The organism is Rubripirellula obstinata (assembly GCF_001642955.1).
Lineage (GTDB): Bacteria > Planctomycetota > Planctomycetia > Pirellulales > Pirellulaceae > Rubripirellula > Rubripirellula obstinata.
Map to the genome: position 1 here is coordinate 124,022 of NZ_LWSK01000001.1, position 17,129 is coordinate 141,150.

At 53.2% G+C, this 17,129-nt stretch carries 11 protein-coding genes; 6 read left to right on the forward strand and 5 right to left on the reverse strand.

Annotated elements, in window-relative coordinates:
- Nucleotides 1–70: 70 nt before the first annotated feature.
- The 3 genes from acs to ppnP all read right to left on the reverse strand — a co-directional run bounded on the left by acs (nucleotide 71) and on the right by ppnP (nucleotide 4,305).
- Nucleotides 71–2,029, reverse strand: coding sequence for an acetate--CoA ligase (acs, locus tag RC85_RS00580; protein WP_420821371.1), 1,959 nt, complete (start codon nucleotides 2,027–2,029; stop codon nucleotides 71–73).
- A gap of 175 nt (nucleotides 2,030–2,204) precedes the next feature.
- Nucleotides 2,205–3,155 (reverse strand): RluA family pseudouridine synthase, encoded by a 951-nt coding sequence (locus tag RC85_RS00585; protein ID WP_235033178.1) that lies wholly within the window; start codon nucleotides 3,153–3,155, stop codon nucleotides 2,205–2,207.
- 868 nt (nucleotides 3,156–4,023) lie between these two features.
- Nucleotides 4,024–4,305 carry a pyrimidine/purine nucleoside phosphorylase gene (gene ppnP, locus RC85_RS00590; protein ID WP_068257919.1) on the reverse strand — a complete coding sequence of 94 codons (282 nt, stop codon included), beginning with the start codon at nucleotides 4,303–4,305 and terminating at the stop codon, nucleotides 4,024–4,026.
- 220 nt (nucleotides 4,306–4,525) lie between these two features.
- Here ppnP and RC85_RS00595 point away from each other — a divergent pair, with 220 nt between their 5' ends.
- On the forward strand, nucleotides 4,526–5,014 hold the full coding sequence (locus tag RC85_RS00595) for a hypothetical protein (RefSeq protein WP_068258000.1): 489 nt from the start codon (nucleotides 4,526–4,528) through the stop codon (nucleotides 5,012–5,014).
- Between the two features lie 9 nt (nucleotides 5,015–5,023).
- Here the strand turns inward: RC85_RS00595 and RC85_RS00600 are convergent, their stop codons facing one another.
- Nucleotides 5,024–5,929, reverse strand: a complete 906-nt coding sequence (locus RC85_RS00600) for a sugar phosphate isomerase/epimerase family protein (protein WP_068257920.1) — start codon at nucleotides 5,927–5,929, stop codon at nucleotides 5,024–5,026.
- A gap of 160 nt (nucleotides 5,930–6,089) precedes the next feature.
- Nucleotides 6,090–7,481 carry a UDP-glucose 6-dehydrogenase gene (locus tag RC85_RS00605; protein WP_068257921.1) on the reverse strand — a complete coding sequence of 464 codons (1,392 nt, stop codon included), beginning with the start codon at nucleotides 7,479–7,481 and terminating at the stop codon, nucleotides 6,090–6,092.
- A 342-nt stretch (nucleotides 7,482–7,823) separates the two neighbouring features.
- Between RC85_RS00605 and RC85_RS00610 the strand changes: the two genes are divergently transcribed.
- The 5 genes from RC85_RS00610 (at nucleotide 7,824) to RC85_RS00630 (ending at nucleotide 16,946) form a co-directional block, all read left to right on the forward strand.
- Nucleotides 7,824–8,399 (forward strand): hypothetical protein, encoded by a 576-nt coding sequence (locus tag RC85_RS00610; protein WP_068257922.1) that lies wholly within the window; start codon nucleotides 7,824–7,826, stop codon nucleotides 8,397–8,399.
- Nucleotides 8,400–8,698: 299 nt separating this feature from the next.
- Nucleotides 8,699–12,763, forward strand: a complete 4,065-nt coding sequence (locus RC85_RS00615) for a serine/threonine-protein kinase (RefSeq protein WP_068257923.1) — start codon at nucleotides 8,699–8,701, stop codon at nucleotides 12,761–12,763.
- A 104-nt stretch (nucleotides 12,764–12,867) separates the two neighbouring features.
- Entirely contained in the window at nucleotides 12,868–14,091 is a 1,224-nt protein-coding gene (locus RC85_RS27365; protein WP_068257924.1) for a hypothetical protein, read from the forward strand.
- Nucleotides 14,088–15,209 (forward strand): tRNA-queuosine alpha-mannosyltransferase domain-containing protein, encoded by a 1,122-nt coding sequence (locus tag RC85_RS00625; RefSeq protein ID WP_068257925.1) that lies wholly within the window; start codon nucleotides 14,088–14,090, stop codon nucleotides 15,207–15,209. Before RC85_RS27365 ends, RC85_RS00625 begins: the two co-directional genes overlap by 4 nt.
- A 996-nt stretch (nucleotides 15,210–16,205) precedes the next feature.
- Nucleotides 16,206–16,946, forward strand: coding sequence for a response regulator (locus tag RC85_RS00630; RefSeq protein ID WP_160148230.1), 741 nt, complete (start codon nucleotides 16,206–16,208; stop codon nucleotides 16,944–16,946).
- Nucleotides 16,947–17,129 lie beyond the last annotated feature (183 nt).

Consider the following 17,129-nt stretch of genomic DNA (forward strand, 5'->3'; position numbering starts at 1 on the left):
AAACCTGGGGGCCAGCTATGGGAGAGCGCGGTGGGGCAGTTCAGGGAATTTGTTTGGTCAAGCTCTGACGCTACGCTTCTTCGTCGGCCAACTTCGCTAACACCGATAGATCTTCCAGCGTTGACGTATCGCCGGCGACTTCACGACCCGACGCGACGTCTCGAAGCAAACGTCGCATGATTTTTCCGCTGCGTGTTTTCGGAAGCGATTCTGCGAACCGGATATCATCGGGTTGCGCCAGAGCACCGATCTGTTTTCGCACGTACTGTTTTAGCTCTTGGCGAAGTTCCTCCGTCGGTTCCGCGTCCTTGATCGTCACGAATGCCGAAATCGCTTGCCCCTTCAATTCGTGCGGTCTTCCCACCACAGCCGCTTCGCAAACACAGTCATGGCTGACTAGCGTACTTTCGACTTCGATCGTGCTAAGTCGGTGCCCCGATACATTGATCACGTCATCGATGCGACCCATGATCCAGTAGTAACCGTCGCGGTCTCGGCGAGCGTTATCGCCGGTCAGATACATACCGGGAACTGTCGTCCAATACTGCTGCACGAACCGCTGATGGTCGCCCCAGATTCCTCGCAGCATCCCCGGCCACGGCTGGGCGATGCACAGCATGCCACCGTGTTGGTCGTCAACATCGCCACCCAGTTCGTCAACAATTTTCGGCACAACGCCCGGCAACGGAAACGTGCATGACCCCGGTTTGGTCGCGGTAATCCCCGGCAGCGGACTCATCATGATGCCGCCGGTTTCGGTCTGCCACCAAGTGTCAACGATCGGACACTTGGATCCGCCAATCTTTTCGTGATACCAAATCCAGGTTTCCGGATTGATGCCTTCACCGACGCTGCCCAGCAATCGCAGGCTCGACAAATCATGCTTTTCCACATGCTCGTCGCCCCATTTGATAAACGCACGAATCGCAGTCGGTGCCGTGTACAGGATCGTGACGCGGTACTTTTCCACCAGTTCCCAAAAACGATTTTCCGCAGGGAAGTTTGGGGCTCCTTCGTATATCAAGCACGTTGCACCGGCGCTAAGCGGGCCGTAGACGATGTAGCTGTGTCCGGTGATCCATCCGCAGTCCGCGGTACACCAATAGATATCGTCTTCGCGGTGATCAAACACCCATTGAAACGTTCGCTTGGCCCACAAGTTGTAACCGGCGGTCGTGTGCAAGATGCCTTTGGGTTTACCGGTGCTGCCAGAGGTATACAGAATGAACAACGGCGCTTCGCTGTCCATCGGTGCCGCGTGAAGTTCGCCTTGTTGTTTATCGACAACGTCGTGCCACCAATGATCGCGACCTTCGGTCATCGGCGTGTCTGAATTGCCGATGCGTCTTAGCACCAAACACTTTTCAACGGTCGGTGATTTCGCGAGCGCTTCATCGACGGTTTCCTTCAGCGGCAACACTTTTCCGCGACGATGCAAACCGTCTGATGTGATCACCAATTTTGCTTTGGCGTCGTTGTTTCGATCGGCGATCGATTCAGCACTAAAGCCGGCGAAAATTACAGAGTGAACAGCACCGATGCGGGCACAGCCCAGCATTGCGATCGCGAGTTCAGGCGTCATCGGCATGTAGATGCTGACGACGTCGCCGGCACCGACGCCAAGTTCCAGCATCGCTTCGGCACACTTGGCGACTTCCTTGCGAAGTTCCGCATAGGTCAGTGACCGCGTATCGCCCGGTTCGCCTTCCCAAATAATGGCGGTGCGGTTTCCACGCCCCTCTTCGACGTGTTTGTCCAAACAGTTGTAGCTGGCGTTGGTCTTGCCGCCATCGAACCATTTCACATCAGGAGCATTGAATTCGCAAACAGAATCAAACGGCTCAAACCAATGCAGATGCTCCTCCGCTTCAGCCTTCCAAAACTCGTCCCGATTCTCAGTCGCTCGTTGGCAAAGTTCAGCATACTGGTCCTGCGACGATACCACCGACCGCTTCGTGAACTCGGCCGGCGGAGCAAACTTGCGTCGTTCATGAAAAACGTGATCAATCTGGCCAGAATCTTCGGACATGCGGGGCTTCAACGTGTTGGAGAAAGAACGAACAAGGGACATCGATTGCCCACAGTCTAACGAAATACTCCATGTCGTTGGTGCCCTCAAGCAAGACACGTCAACAATGTCGTTCCGACAGTGTTACCAGAGTCGATGTCGAAACGGTGCTGCGAATGTTCCGCTGTGCGACGGCTTACGCGTTTCGATTCTTCTGCGGGCGTCTTGGTTTGCCGCCGGCGATGAATTTTTGCATGGGTGCGGGTAGCGGGGAGTGGAACGTTAGGTCTTCGCCGGTAACGGGATGGGTGAAACCGAGTGTCTTTGCGTGCAGGGCGATTCGTTTGCGGACCCAACGCGGGTGAGTTGCTTTTTCGGTTTCGTATCGTGGGTCGCCTAAAACAGGATGCCCGTTGCTGGCGAAGTGGACTCGGATTTGATTTCGTTTGCCGGTTTCCAAAACCGCTTCGACCAGCGTGGTGTCGTCGAATCGTTTATCGACCTTGAAATGCGTGATCGCTTCTTCGGTATCTTTCGATGGCGGTGCCTCGAATCGATCCAGGTTTTTGCCGGTCTTTAAGTGCGATGTGAACGTGCCTTCATCTTTTTCGACCAAACCGGCCACGATCGCAGCGTAGACTCGACGCGGTTTCTTGGCCTTGAATTGTTCGATCAACAGCTCACCCACGGCATCATGTTTGCCGAAAACCAGCAACCCGCTGACGCTTCGATCTAATCGATGCACCAGAGCGGCTTCGCGATTACGTCGCGAATGGCTGATGTAGACCGACACTCGCTGCCACAGCGTATTGGTTTCCTCGCCTTGATCGGTTGGCACCGTCAGCGTCCCGGCGGCTTTGTCGACAACGATCAAATCGTCATCCTCGAAGATCACTGAAAAGGTGCGATCATCCCAGCGAGGTTTCTTTTTTTCGCGATAGCGTTGATCCGGGTTGTATCGCAGCGAAACGACGTTGCCTTCGGTGACTGGTGTCCCGGCGTCAAGGCAGGTGACGCCATCGATCGACACGCAGTCGTAATCGAACATGCCTTTGACTTGGCTGTGCGAGGATCCGCTCAACTGGCGAACGACGGCATCAACGCGACCAGCGGTGGTGGCGTCAACGGTGGCGGAGAGGTTTTTCATCGGTGATTCCGTCTGAGTTTTCTTCGGTGTTTTCATCTGAGTTTTCATCTGGCGCAGTGTAACAAGGTTGACTGATTCCAGAAGTAATCGTGTACAATTGGAGTTCGCCCTGGGCCGCTAAATCATTGGGGTTGACTGCATTTACGTGGTTTAGTTTTGCATTCCTGTTCAACAGGCCGGAGGCCGACACATTTTTGCCGGTGCGTCAGCCACCGGAATGATTGAGACAAGAACCGCTAGCCCGGAGGGCGACACAACGAAGGCAATCTGCCGCCCTCTGGGCTATTGGATTCGCTTTTTCCGTGGACCGGTGGCTTGACGCCACCGGCAAAGATCTGCCGCCCTCTGGGCTAAGACCTTCGATGGTGAGACAGGATAAAAACGGCGCAAGCCGATAACTCCACAACCCCAAACTTTTAGCGGACCAGGCGATGCCCCAATGCCACTTACGATAGCCCCGGACGGGGCGTCAGCACGGTGCCGTGGGCTTTGGCCCACGGGAGCCAAACGCAGCAAAAACCCAAGCCCCGGCAGGGGCGGCAGCGAGCATTCATCGGTTCGATTACCCCTCCGGGGCAAACCATCTTTTCTGGTCGGCCACCGGCAAAGTGCTATGACCCCTCCGGGGCAGTTCAGTGTTGAAAGCAAGTGCCATTAGGCGATGCCCACGCGGTTCGGCGGTTGAGTGCCACATTATGCCGCAATCAAAACCGGGAAGTTGTTTCGTGACAGTTCCTTAGGCTCGACCTCTCCCAAGAGGAGAAGTAAAATACCGCGAAAAACCCCAGTTTTCAAAACAGTTGACGGCTATTGGGTGGCGTTCAACGAGAAGTGTCGGAAAAAGTGACTATAAAAATTCGCACGTTCCTCAGCCGCCGTAAAAACACAAATAGGCAGTCGGTGTTTTGACCTTCACTTGAAACTTAACGTTCGCTTCGACGTTGAACTCGGTGCCGCTGGCGTAGGTCTTGAATTCGGATTCGCCGGGCAGTCGAACCTCCAGCGAGCCTGAGGTCACTTTCATTAATTCGGTTTCGCTGGTGCCAAATTCGTATTCACCAACTTGCATGATGCCAGAGGTTGCACGACCTTCGGTGTTTTCAAAACCAATCGACATGACGCGACCTTCAAAATACTCGTTGACTTGCATCGTTCTCGGTATCCTTTGTAGACGTTAGGAATTGGCCCGAAGCAATTCGCCGATTTCTAAATCCGAACGCGTGAGCGAGCGATTTTGTTGAACGCGGAAATCCCGCGTTTATGCGTTCGGGTTGGGATTGGGCGGGATCTATTATTATGAAGTTGCTTTGGGAGAATTGCTTCGTTTTGTTTACTCAATTTCCTACCACTTTAACCGCAGGAATAATTTGATGCTTCGATTGATCGCAGTAATTTCGTTGATGTGCTTTTCTGGATTGACCGTCAATGCAGACGAATCAACACCTACGGAATCTAGCAATGATGTTCGTGGCCAACAGCTTGCGAGCTACCTGTCAGGCAAGAAATTTGTTGGGCGGTTCACCGTTGACGGTTCGACCAAGTTTGATCCCAAAGTGGAAGAGTATGTCATTAGCAATTGTGAGAAAATGCCCGCTGATGACATGTATCGTTTGAAAGCTCGGATCAAGTATGGCAACGTGGACCAAGAAGTGCCGTTGGAGATCAAGATTTTGTTTGCCGGTGAAACGCCCGTCATCACACTCGATTCAATGTGGATCCCCGGCATGGGAACGTTCGATGCACGAGTGCTGATCCGCCGCGATCGTTACAGCGGCACGTGGCAGCATGATGCCAAGGGCGGGCATTTATTCGGCATGCTTGAAGTTGCCGAGGCTGACGAAGACGAAGACGAAGAGTGAAGGCCGAAGTTACATCGACTTCAGGTAAGCGATGCTCTGCTGGACGCTTGCCAGTGCATCGGGCGACTGATCTTGTTCGATGTGGCAATGTTCGACGCCAGCTTTTTCCGCCGCCTCGATGATCGGTTCCATGTCGATGATGCCGTCACCGATTTCCTCGAACGCGTCGACTGAAACGCCGTCGTAGCTTGGTAACTTGGTTGCCTTATTCAAATCCTTCAAGTGCAATTGCGACACACGCGAACCCAACCGATTGATTAGTTCCGCCGGATCTTCGCCACCGACGACCACCCAAAAAACATCGACCTCGAACTTCATGTCCGGCGAAAATTCGTTGATCATGATTTCGTAGCCGCAGTTGGGCTCGGCATCCTCTTCTTTACCGATCGGCTTGAACTCAAACGCATGGTTGTGATAGCTCAATTGAATTCCGGCATCCTTCGCCTTCTCGGCCGCACGATTGCAATTTTCGCAAACGCGTTTGTAGTCATCCAGTGATGTGCGGAAAGTGTCGGGCAGGTAGGGGATGACCAAGTGCGACAGCCCGACGTCATTCGCTTTTTCGAGCACTGTGTCGAATGCGTCATCATCGCCAGTATCATTGTTGACGATGGAATCGCTATTGAAGTGCGACGAGTTTAGTTTTAAACCAAACTCGCTGGCAGCTTCGATCATCGGACGGCAATTCGGAAACCCATAGGGTTCGACTTGATAAAACCCAGCTTCGGCAACTGCTTTTAGGGTCGCCTTTACATCCTGTTTGATTTCGTTTCGCAGAGTGTAAAGCTGGATGCCGATTTGTTGGCGATACCGGTTGTCAGGGTCCATTGCATGCAGCCAGTTTGGAACCGAAATCGACGCGGTGGCACCGCCAGCGGCGGCACCAAGTGCGGTCATAAATTGACGTCGTTTCATAAAACTGATTTAAGTTTGAATCGTTTGGATTGGTGAGTCGCGCGAACCAAATTGTACACCGAAATCCGCTGGCAGCGACACTCGCGACAACCGGCCAACGATTCACGTCTGCGGATCAATTCAGCTCAATGGCTCAGCTTTAATAGGGCAGCTAAATGGCTCAGCGGCATTTTCCAATCGCGTGAAGTTCGAAACCGACTTTCGACAATTTCTGATGATCCAATAAATTACGACCATCAAAGACGAACGCGGGTTGCTGCATCGCTTGGAAGATTCGATCAAAATCCAGTTCCTTGAATTCATCCCATTCTGTCAAAACAGCGATGGCGTGGGCATCCTTGGACGCTTCGTAGCAATCAGAAACCACAGTCACGTTTTGCTCGATTAGCCGCTTGTCGTTTTCGCTGATTTGTCCCTGCATGTCACTGCAGGCCGCCGTCAATTCGGCGCGAATTGATTTCTCGGGCACCTGGGGATCATAGATCGTCAAACGTGCTCGTTCGCGAAGCAGGTCGCGGCAGACATAGATTGCCGCTGATTCACGTGTATCGTTGGTGTCTTTCTTGAACGCGAATCCCCAGACGGCAATTTTCTTGTCGCTGACCGTATTGAACAGAGTCTTGACGATCCGTTCGCTGAAGCGTTGCTTTTGGTGATCGTTCATGATGACCACTTGTTCCCAATACGCAGCGACTTCGCGCAGCCCAAAGTGCTCGCACAGGTAGACGAGGTTTAGGATATCTTTTTGGAAACAACTGCCACCAAAACCGATCGACGCTTTTAAGAACTTTGGTCCGATGCGAGAGTCGGTTCCGATCGCTCGTGCGACTTCGTCAACATCCGCACCGGTCGCTTCGCACAATGCAGAAATCGCATTGATTGACGAAACCCGCTGAGCCAAAAATGCATTGGCGGTCAGTTTCGACAACTCACTGCTCCACAGATTGGTTGTCAAAATCCGATCGCGATCAATCCAGTGAGCGTAAACGTCGCACAGTGCTTTGATTGACTCCGGTGATTCACCACCGATCAAAACTCGGTCGGGATCCAGCAGATCTTCGACTGCGGTACCCTCGGCCAAGAACTCTGGATTGCTGAGCACATCAAAGGTGGCTCCGTTGCCCGAGCTGGACAGGATCCGCTTCACCGCTTCGGCTGTTCGGACGGGCAGCGTCGATTTCTCAACAACAATTTTGTGTCCTTTGGAAACCTTCGCGATTTGGCGTGCACACTTTTCGATGAACTCCAAGTTGGCAGCCCGGCCTGCACCAATTCCGAACGTTTTGGTCGGCGTGTTGACCGAGATAAAGATCATGTCGGCTTCGGCAATCGCTTCGTCAACGTTGGTCGAAAAGGTCAAATTGCGACCGCGAGCTTCCTTGACCACTTCATCCAGGCCAGGCTCGTAGATGGGCAAGTTGTCGGAATTCCAGGCGTCGATGCGAGCTTGATTGAGATCGACAACGTGAACGGGAATATCAGGACACTGCTTGGCAATCATCGCCATCGTGGGACCGCCGACGTAACCAGCACCAATGCAACAGATCTTCATAGTGAATCAATGGGCACGTTTTGAGTGCCCCAGTACAGGGAATTGAATAGCGTGAGAGCGAAAAAGTGACGTGAGATCGCGGATTCAGCAAGGCAATGAACCCACTGGTGAACCAGGAAACGGTTCTCAAGCACGAATTTCCGCCCCAATGATAATTGCTGGAAATTTACATGCACGTACGTTTGTGTAGTACCAAGCCGCAAACCTTGCAAAATGCTTCGATGGAGAAACCGGTGCAATCGTTAGGAATGCTGCCATCGACCTACGAGCGGCCTAGGGGAGCTTGCGATGCCGAAAAGGGTATCAGAGAATCTTCCGACATGGCGAAAAAACTGCGATTCAATGCACCGATCTTGCTGCCCAAAACTGCCCATCGCGCTGCCCGCCACTCTTGGGTTTCTTCTTTTCGCTTCCGGTTGCGGGATTGATCCAGAAACGCTTGATTCGCTGACTCAAGTCGTTAATCGCAATTCTGACGCGGGATTGGTGCAAGGTAACAGCGACCTGTCTGATTCATTTTCGCAGTCCATCGACAATCAGGGTGGTCGGGTGAACACCGGAAGCGGTGATGATTCTCTTTCCGCGGCCCATTCTTTTAAACCGCTTTACCCGGACCGCGAGAATCCTTTTGTTTATCCGTCCGACGTGGACACCAGTACCGCTGCACCGACCAGCACCTCGGTGGCCGAGATTCAGGTCATGGGGTTTGCAAATGTTCAGTCCGGCGGAATGTCAGTGAACGGGACTTCTAGTATTCCGTCAGGTGAATCCAAGGTTTTGCTAAAGACGAATCATGGTATCAAATCGCTTGCTGTTGGTGATCAAGTCGGCCAAATCACTGTGCTGCGAATCGATCCACCGACCGTCGAATTAAAGATGGGGTCGCTGATCTGGACAGCGACAATGTTTGATCGGTAGACCGCAGAAGCACCCAGCGCCCTGAAGAGTATTGGTCCCGGAAAACAAGTGTAAATTTGTTTAACCGCGTTGGGCATCGCCCCGCGCGTCGTGCGGTCCCACAGCGCGCGGGGGATGCCCATGCCGTTAAACAATTTGGCAACCCTTCACTGCGTTAAGAAACACCACCATTCTGTGAACTCTTGGATGTTTTGTGATCTTTAGCATTAACCGAGGACACCTCGGCTCTTATACTGGCACCGCTTCGTACCCATGTTAGTACGGATTGAAGTCATGAGTCTTTTGTTCCAGATCGCTAGATGCCTGATTACCACGATTCCCTCGGCGCAGAGTTCTACGACTCGGATCGACCGACACCCGTTCGATGGCAAGGCGCAAAGGAAACGGTTTGCTCGCAGCGTCGGTATGATCCGCCTGTGCAAATAGGCGACGAGGTCGGGCACTTTGTCGTCGAGCATCTTTTGGGCTACGGCAGCAGTGGTTTTGTTTATCGAGCTACCGATCAACAAACCGGCCACCAGAATGCGATCAAGATTTTACGTCTGAACAATCAAGACGACGTGCTGCAGAACCGACACGGGTTCCGGCGAATGATGTCGATCGATCATCCGAACTTGGTCAAGGTTGATCAGATCTATCAGTTTGGCGATCAGACTTGCTTGGCAATGGAAGAGGTCTCTGGTGTGACCTTTGCCCGCAAAATGAAACAGTTGATGAAAATGCCCAAGCAAGAAGCTTTCGACATTCTGGCTGGTTTGCTTCGCGACTTCGGCACAGGCCTGGCCGTCATGCACGCAAACGGTTTGGTTCATCGCGACATCAAGCCTCATAACTTGATGGTCGATAGCAACGGTCGTGGAAAGATCATCGACTTTGGGTTGGTCGATCATTTCCACATCGATCAACAATTTGAGATGGACGGCTGGATCGACGGAATTCAATTCGGCAGCCGCGTTGGAACACCGCGATACTATGCGCCAGAAGTCATCTGGAGCAAACGTTATCTGCCATCGGGTGACATCTTTGCACTGGGCGTCGTTTTCACCGAATCGCTGAATCTGTTGGCAAGTGAAACGCAGTGGCAGCCCAATGCACTGGAGCCCAGTACACCGGATCCTAATGAACTGGATCCTAATGAACTGGAGATCAGTACACCGGACCCCAATGCGCTGGACCCCAATGCACTGGATCTGGTCGATGCACCGGAGGTTCTTGATTCTGATATTCAGGGCAACGCAAATGAATTGCGAGAATCGTTGGTTGAATTGACAACGCTGGTGCCAGATTTGATTCACGATGCTTGCGTGTCGATGCTGGACCGGCATCCCAGCGAACGTCCCACGGCCATGCGAATTGCTCGGCTGGGGATGCCGCCGGGGCACGTGATTGATTGGCCCGAGGAAGACGTCCTGGTCGGCCGGTCACGCGAACTGGAAATGATCAAAGCCTGGGTTGACGATATTTTCGATGGAAAGGTGTCTCGTTTACACATCAGCGGTGTTTCTGGGATTGGTAAAACCAGGCTTATCGAAGAGGCGATCCGCTACATCGAATCCCAGCGATGGGGGCAAGTGTTTTTTGGTCGCTGTCGGGCACGCGAGGACGCGCCGCTGCAGGCGTTCATGCAAATATGCGACTTGATCGCACATCGTTACGGCCAATCCGACCGCGATCCGATTAAATTGGATTACGTCAGTGCACGAGTGATTTGCCAGTCGTTTCCCGTGATGGGCACGATTGTAACGTCAGCGATACGACCAGAAACGATCACGAAAAATCGCGTGCATCATGTCGAGGAACCTCAAGATGATTCATCCGACATCGATGCCATCCCCACTCGTCACGAAGCGTTGGACGCCGCGATTGCGATTTGCGATCGGCTGCGGGATCTTGGGCCACTGTTTCTATTGATCGATGATACGCAGTGGGCCGACCGCGACAGCCTGAATGTTTTGGACCATTTGCGAAACTCGGACGAAGCTGGCAACGGCTTGGGAATGCTGACCCTTTCGCGTCGGGATCAGCAGCGACAAAAAGTGCCCGCCGATCAATGGATCCAACTGAAGAAATTAAACATCGAACAAGGCGTGCAAGTGTTGCAGCTTGCCGCTGATCGTAATGACCTTGTGGTCGACCCAAGCGAGCTTCTGGCATTGTCGGCCGCCTGTGATGGTAGCCCGTTCCGATTGCAGGAGGTTGCCGAAGAGTTTTGTCCTGGTGGATTACTGTCAAGCGAACAGGCTCGCAGCGAATTCCTAAGCGATGTCGATCCCGCGGATCCGTCGAGTTCCTATGCGGTGATCGACCGGTTTTGGCGCAGGCGGGCTGGCGTCATGAGCGACGAAGCAAAACGCTTGCTGCCGTTGGTGGCAGCCGGTGGCAAAGTTTCCACCGCACAACTTGCCAAGCTGTCTGGTCTTGGCGACGCCGTGGACGCTGTCATTTCACAGCTTCATCGTGGCCGTTTGATTGTTGACGAAGCGACCGGTGGCGAGTGCATTTCAATCTTTCACGATCGAGTCGCCGATCAATTGATTGCGGGACTAAGTGAATCTGAAAAACGCAAGGCACATTTGGATTGGGCAAATCTGCTAATCAGCAGCGATGACCCTTCTCATGCAACACGGATTGCCGGCCACTTGTTTGCCGCGGACCGACCGCGGCAAGCGGTTCATTTTGCGATTCTTGCGGCCGAGAAAGCCGAGTTGCTGGTCGCGAAAACCGAATCCGGACGCTGGTACAAAAAAGCAGCCGATCACACCGAAGGTGACGAGAAAACGCACCTGCTAGGCTTGGCAGCCAAGGCATACCACGAAGCCGACCAACCATCGTTGGCCGCAAAGTGTTATCTCGAATTAGCAGATCTGACGGCCGGCCAAGAACGACGGCGATACCAAGAATTGGCCGTGATTTTGAATATTCAAAGCGGTCGTTTTTCGATCGTGCGACAACAGCTCGCTGAATTGGCAACTCATTTAAACCTGCCGTTGCCCAAGCCAGCAATCAAAACGTACGCATCGCTCGCAATCGGTATGGCTCGACTGAAATGGATGCAGCGGAATGATGACAAAGGCAATTCCTTCGCTGCAGTTGCACAACGTTTTGGTATCGGAACCGACTGCCTGTGCGATGATGAATTAACTGAAACCCAGCGTGCCAATCGGCGACGTCTGAACCTTTGCAACCAACTCGCTCGTCCGCTTAGCATGTTCTACGCACTCTACAGCGCCGAACTGAATGTGACGGCGGCGGGGTTGGTGAAAGAATTGGGAACCGACGAACAGCGTCTTCATGTTGCCGTCGGCGAATCGGTTTTTGGTTGTTACCAGCCTGGCCGCGTCCGGCAGGACAGCGAAGAAAGGCTGGCGCAAATGGTCGATCATCTTCCGGAGATCCACAGCATTCGTTCGCGCGGTGACGTCTGGTCAGGTCTGGTTTGTGCTCACGCAATGTCGTGCCGCTGGAACGAAATCGATGAACCATTGGACTTAGCCCTGGCTGCCTATCGAGAGCAACAGGGGCAACACAGTTTTGAAATCGCCCATACCCATTGGATTGGATTGTGGGCTGATTGGAATCTCGGAAACTGGTCCAAGATGGTTTATGAATCGGATCTGATGATCGAGGATTCGATTCGGCGGAACGATTTGCATCAGCAAATGGTTACGTGTGGTGGCTATGGCGCGGGCGCGTTTTTGGCGGGGGATCGAGCGGATGCGTTGAATCGATATCGGTGTAAAGAGGTCCGCTCGCATGCCGTGGTTGGTCATATTGAGTGCGTCGATGTGCTGGACCAAATGGCCGAGATCCATGTCCGCTGGTATGAAGGTCGGTTTGCCGATGCTTGGCATCGCTGTGAGTTGCTTGAAAAATCGTTGAAACGATTTCAGATGCAGTTCATTCGCGTTATCCAGAAATCGCTGTCCGCGCTGGCTGCTTTACATCAAATGAAAGAGCAGAATTCGCTGAACTGGAAGACGGAGGTGTTGTCCCGAATCAAACACCTGCGACTAGAAAAGCTGCCGCAAGCAATTGCCTTAGCCGATTTCTACGAAGGGTTGCTGCTTGCGTTGCAGTCGTCGAGTCGTTCGGACGTTAAGCTCGCAGACGGTGAGCTCGCAGATGCAAAGCTTGCAGAACGGGCGAAGATGTTGCTTGAAAAAGCTGCTGATCAAGCGGCACAACAGGGCTTAAAACCACTTCAATTGGCCGCGATCGACGCGATCAGTCAACTGCCTGGCGGATCACAAAACCCTCGAACGTCTCAAGAACGCTCCCTTTTGCGACTGATGCGAGATCAGGGCGTCGTTTTCCCAGAGAAACTCGCTCGCCTTTACACGATTGATCTCGAGCCGATAAGTTAGGGGAAAAGGGATGAGGCAACGGGATCAGGCAGCGGGATTTCCCGTCGCTGGGCCAGCTACAAAATCCCTCCAGCTTCCCTTCTAGCGCTAGTTCACAAACGATCTTGTCCGATTCCAATCCAAGGCCGTCTCTTTCGTCGCTTGAGCGTTGGTCATCACGATTGGCCGATCGGTATCAGATTAGATTGACCGATTGCCTGATTGATTGGTTCGATAGCGAACAGTTTCTCAATCGCGGCCTGGGCGAATTCTCTGCGCCGATTCATCCAGCCGAATTACTGGCCGATGCGCCCGAGCCGATTTGGCCGGCACTGATGTCTTGCGACATGATTCCGATGATCGGCAACGATGCCGGCGACTACCTTTGCGCCAGGGTTGGCTCAAACAGCACCATCACCGAATTCGTGCATTGGTATCACGGTGGCGGCGATTGGATTCCTTGGGGCAAGCGGTTACCCGAAGCGATCATCTTTGATGCTGTTAACACGCATCTTCCCGGCCCGCATCACCGCCATGCGGTACCAGCCGAAGAACGATGCAGTCCTGATTTGAACGACCGCAAAAAAGACCCCTTGGTGCAGTGGGCATTATCGCGGTTGCCCATTGAAATCAAAATTGCGATCGAACAAAACAAAGATCAAAACAAAACTGCGGACGTGTTGGCAGAAAAACTTTTAGAACACGACATCGCTACCGCCGCGGTCCGATTTGAATTGGTCGAGCATGCGTTGTTCCCTGAATCGGGACAGCCCGATTTTGCAAAAGCAGAATCGATTGTACTGCGAACCATCGGTGGTCGTTGCAGTGAACTGGAATCGTTGTCGTGGACCTGGAACGTTGCGGCAATCGCGGCACACAATCGCGGCGACTTTGGCTTAGCGATCGACCGTTTTGGCCAAGCATTGCTCGGATCGAATTTCTCTGATCAGAGCGTCCGGTTGCGGCATGATTGGCAGCAGACCGAAAATGCTAAATACGCTTCCAGCCAATTAATTGAATTATCCACCGATCACTCCCTGCCACATTTTGACGACCACCAGCGTTCGCTTCTGCGACTGTACTCTTCGCCGGCGATTGACGATCGCGGGCAAGCGGTAACCGATTATTGGACGAACCGTTCGTCGGCAATGGAAGAACAAGGCGACTTTGCGGCCGCCCATGATTGCTTGGTTCGCGCCGGTTGGGATCTGGGAGCTGCACCGATGCGAGCTTACGAGGGCCTGTTGCAAAACATTGCCCGACTAGCCGCCGCGGCAGGCCAGAGTGGACGGGCTGCGGTTGCGGCAACGCACCTGGCTTGTTTCAACGATCGTTATGGTCGATCGTGAATTCAGAAGCGTCGCCGCGTTACCAGATCTTGGCCATCAATGCCTTTGACGGTGGGTCGCACCGGTCGTTCTTGCGAGGTCTGATTGGCGGCAGTGATAACGATTGGACGGTTCTGGCCGGCAAGCCAGTCCACTGGAAATGGCGGATGCGGTCATCGGCGTTGACGATGGCCGACATGACGCAACAACACGTCGCGAAACATGGTTACCCGGACCTAGTGTTCTGCACCGACATGTTAGATCTGCCGACTTGGCGAGGACTTCTCAACGACAAGCGATTCGCCGACATCCCCGTCATCAACTACTTTCACGAAAGCCAATGGACGTATCCAACCGCACCGGGTTCGCGAGTTGATCACCATTTTGGATACACCAATTTGTTGTCAGCGATCGCATCAGATGCTTGCGTTTTCAATTCTTGTTTTCATCGCGACACTTTCTTAGGTGCCAGCGAGCAGTTTGTGCGGAAGATGCCGGATTCCAAATCGGCGCATGATTGGCTGGCCTTAAAAGCAAAGTCTTGGGTCATTCCACCTGGGTTTGATCCGCCGAGCTTTTTGCCATCGCGAAGCGCCGGTGAAGTCCCAGTGATTGGTTGGGTTTCGCGTTGGGAAAACGACAAGTGTCCCCAGCGGTTCGCGGAATTACTTCAGCAACTCGATCACCTTAGCCATGATTTCCGACTGGTCCTGCTAGGTGCTCGTCCAGCCGATCCAAAAGCTGCGTCACTTGAACCGCTTGAACAAATTCGACGAAGTCATGGCCACCGAATTCTGTACGATGGTTTTGCGGAAACCGCTGATGACTACTGGCACTGGCTTACCAAGATGGACTTCGTTGTTTCGACCGCCGATCATGAATTCTTTGGAATCGCGGTCTGCGAAGCCATGCATGCCGGTGCGGTTCCCGTGGTTCCCGATCGCCTCAGCTATCCCGAATGGGTGCCAAGTGAATGCTTGTACCGAACCACCGAAGACGCGATCGCGCTGCTATGTCTGAACAAAGACGAACGAAGGCTTTGTTCAGATGTTTGCAGAAACCAAATTGCAAAGTTTGATCGAAGATTGGTTGCGTCAAAGATTGACAACTTGGCGATGCGGCTGATCCAGGCAAGCTAGCGGTGCGTCACGATCAAGAATTCGAGCTGCCTGTTGTAGCTGATCCCGCCAGGGTTCAGGCCACACTGACTGAACCCTGGCGGGGAACGCTGTGAAGCATTCGATTCTCACGTTATCTGTACTTTGCCGTATTTCGGTCTGCTCAATACGGCCCTAACTTTTAGCTGACATGGGCCACTAGCGGTTTGTCACAGCTAAAACTCCGGTTAGGAGGTAGCGGAAGTCGCGTAGACTTTCGGCGTCCCCCTCGTAGCCGAAACTCTTGGCGAGTTCCGCTACCCGAAGATTGAGCTGACATGGGCCACTAGTGGTTTGTCACAGCTAAAACTTCGGGTTGGACATAGTGGATCTTGTTAAGACGCGCCCGACAAAAGTCCGAACAGGCAAAATATGGTTTCCTTCAAAAACCGGCGCGTTCGTTTTGAAGTTGTATTTTTCGAGAGTGCCGGAGGCACGATAGCACCTAGCCTGGGGCGTCAGCCTACGCCGTGAAGAGTTTTGGTCTCGGAAAACACGTGTTAGTTCGTTTAGCCGCGTGGGCATCGCCCCGCGCGTTTCGCCCCGCATGGACGCGCGGGGCGATGCCCACGCGGTTAAACAGTCCAGAAACCCTTCACGGTGTCGCCCCTCCGGGGCTTTGCAGAAATGCGGTACTCGATTTCCTGGGGCTGACGCCCCAGGCTAAGTGCTGCCGCCACTTCGTGGCTAAAAAAACGCAACTTCGAAACGCGTAAGATGTAACGATGATTTGCAAGGGCGTCGAGCGTGATGACGCAAGGGACGGATGAGAGTCCCTCGCTCACGCTTCGGGTTACTTTTGTCGGGCGCGTCTGTTAAAGATCCTCCCGCGGCAAGGATCTTTAACAAGATCCACTACCCTAAAAACACAGGTTGTCCCAGACCAATGGTCATTGTGGTATTCTTTGGGAGGGCAGTTATTAGTGATGGTCGAGCGGACCGTGGCAGAAGTTGGCACACGTACTGAGGGCAGACTTGGTGGGTGAAAAACTATCTATTTTATTGATCGAGGACGACGTTCACGACGTCGAAGCGGTTGAGCGTGCGTTGAAAACGGTGCAGCCGAGCCTGTTTGAGCTGAGGCATGTCACGAAGTTTCGCGATGCGATTCGCGCGATTCAGTCGGAATCATTTCACGTTGTGATTTTGGATCTAGGACTACCTGACAGCGTTGGGCTCAACGGTGTTGAACGGTTGATGGCGTTGATTCCGACGGTTCCCGTGATAGTTCTTACAGGCGTCAACGACGAAGAAACTTCGCTGAAAGGTATCGAGTTAGGTGCCCAGGAGTTCTTAGATAAGAACAGCGTCACTCCGAAAGAATTGATTCGTACGATTCGGCACGCCACCAAACGAAAGCAATTTTCGATCCAGCAGTCCTCACTTTCTGAGGGTCGTGGTGAAAAGCAAGTTGAAAGCTCAGGCGATGGTTCCGCAGCCGAAAGATTGACTGCGATTATGAAGGACACTTCCGAATTGATGACGGCTCACACGACCGCATTGTTGAGTACGGAGCTGACCGAACAACAGCGATCGATTGTTTCCGAGATCAAAGAAACGTCTCAAAAGTCTTTCGATGCCGCCAAGAACGCCGCCCCAGAGGAAGCCCCAGAAGAGGCCCCAGAAGAATCCCGTTCCGGCGAAAACGGCAATGACACGTCGGCCAAGACAACCAACGACCAACCGCCGCCAGCGGTCGGCCGCATCGTTGACACTTGACGCGTCACGACGGACAAGCCTGGGTCGCTAAAAGTCTGGGGTTGCAGCAGATATCGGCTTACGCCGTTTTTGAGATCATGCGACACAAGCGTGCGACTTTTTAGAGTCGCGTTTCGCTCGGGACGTTGCATCAGTTACTGCGTGTTAGGCCCGGAGGGCCGGCAGCTCCCTGCCGGGTGCGTG

Coding starts and splice junctions, on each gene's coding strand:
- RC85_RS00600 (WP_068257920.1), bottom strand. CDS start 5,929: ATGAAACGACGTCAATTTATGACCGCACTTGGTGCCGCCGCTGGCGGT.
- RC85_RS00585 (WP_235033178.1), bottom strand. CDS start 3,155: ATGAAAAACCTCTCCGCCACCGTTGACGCCACCACCGCTGGTCGCGTT.
- RC85_RS00610 (WP_068257922.1), top strand. CDS start 7,824: ATGCACCGATCTTGCTGCCCAAAACTGCCCATCGCGCTGCCCGCCACT.
- RC85_RS00615 (WP_068257923.1), top strand. CDS start 8,699: ATGCCTGATTACCACGATTCCCTCGGCGCAGAGTTCTACGACTCGGAT.
- acs (WP_420821371.1), bottom strand. CDS start 2,029: ATGTCCGAAGATTCTGGCCAGATTGATCACGTTTTTCATGAACGACGC.
- RC85_RS00595 (WP_068258000.1), top strand. CDS start 4,526: ATGCTTCGATTGATCGCAGTAATTTCGTTGATGTGCTTTTCTGGATTG.
- RC85_RS00605 (WP_068257921.1), bottom strand. CDS start 7,481: ATGAAGATCTGTTGCATTGGTGCTGGTTACGTCGGCGGTCCCACGATG.
- ppnP (WP_068257919.1), bottom strand. CDS start 4,305: ATGCAAGTCAACGAGTATTTTGAAGGTCGCGTCATGTCGATTGGTTTT.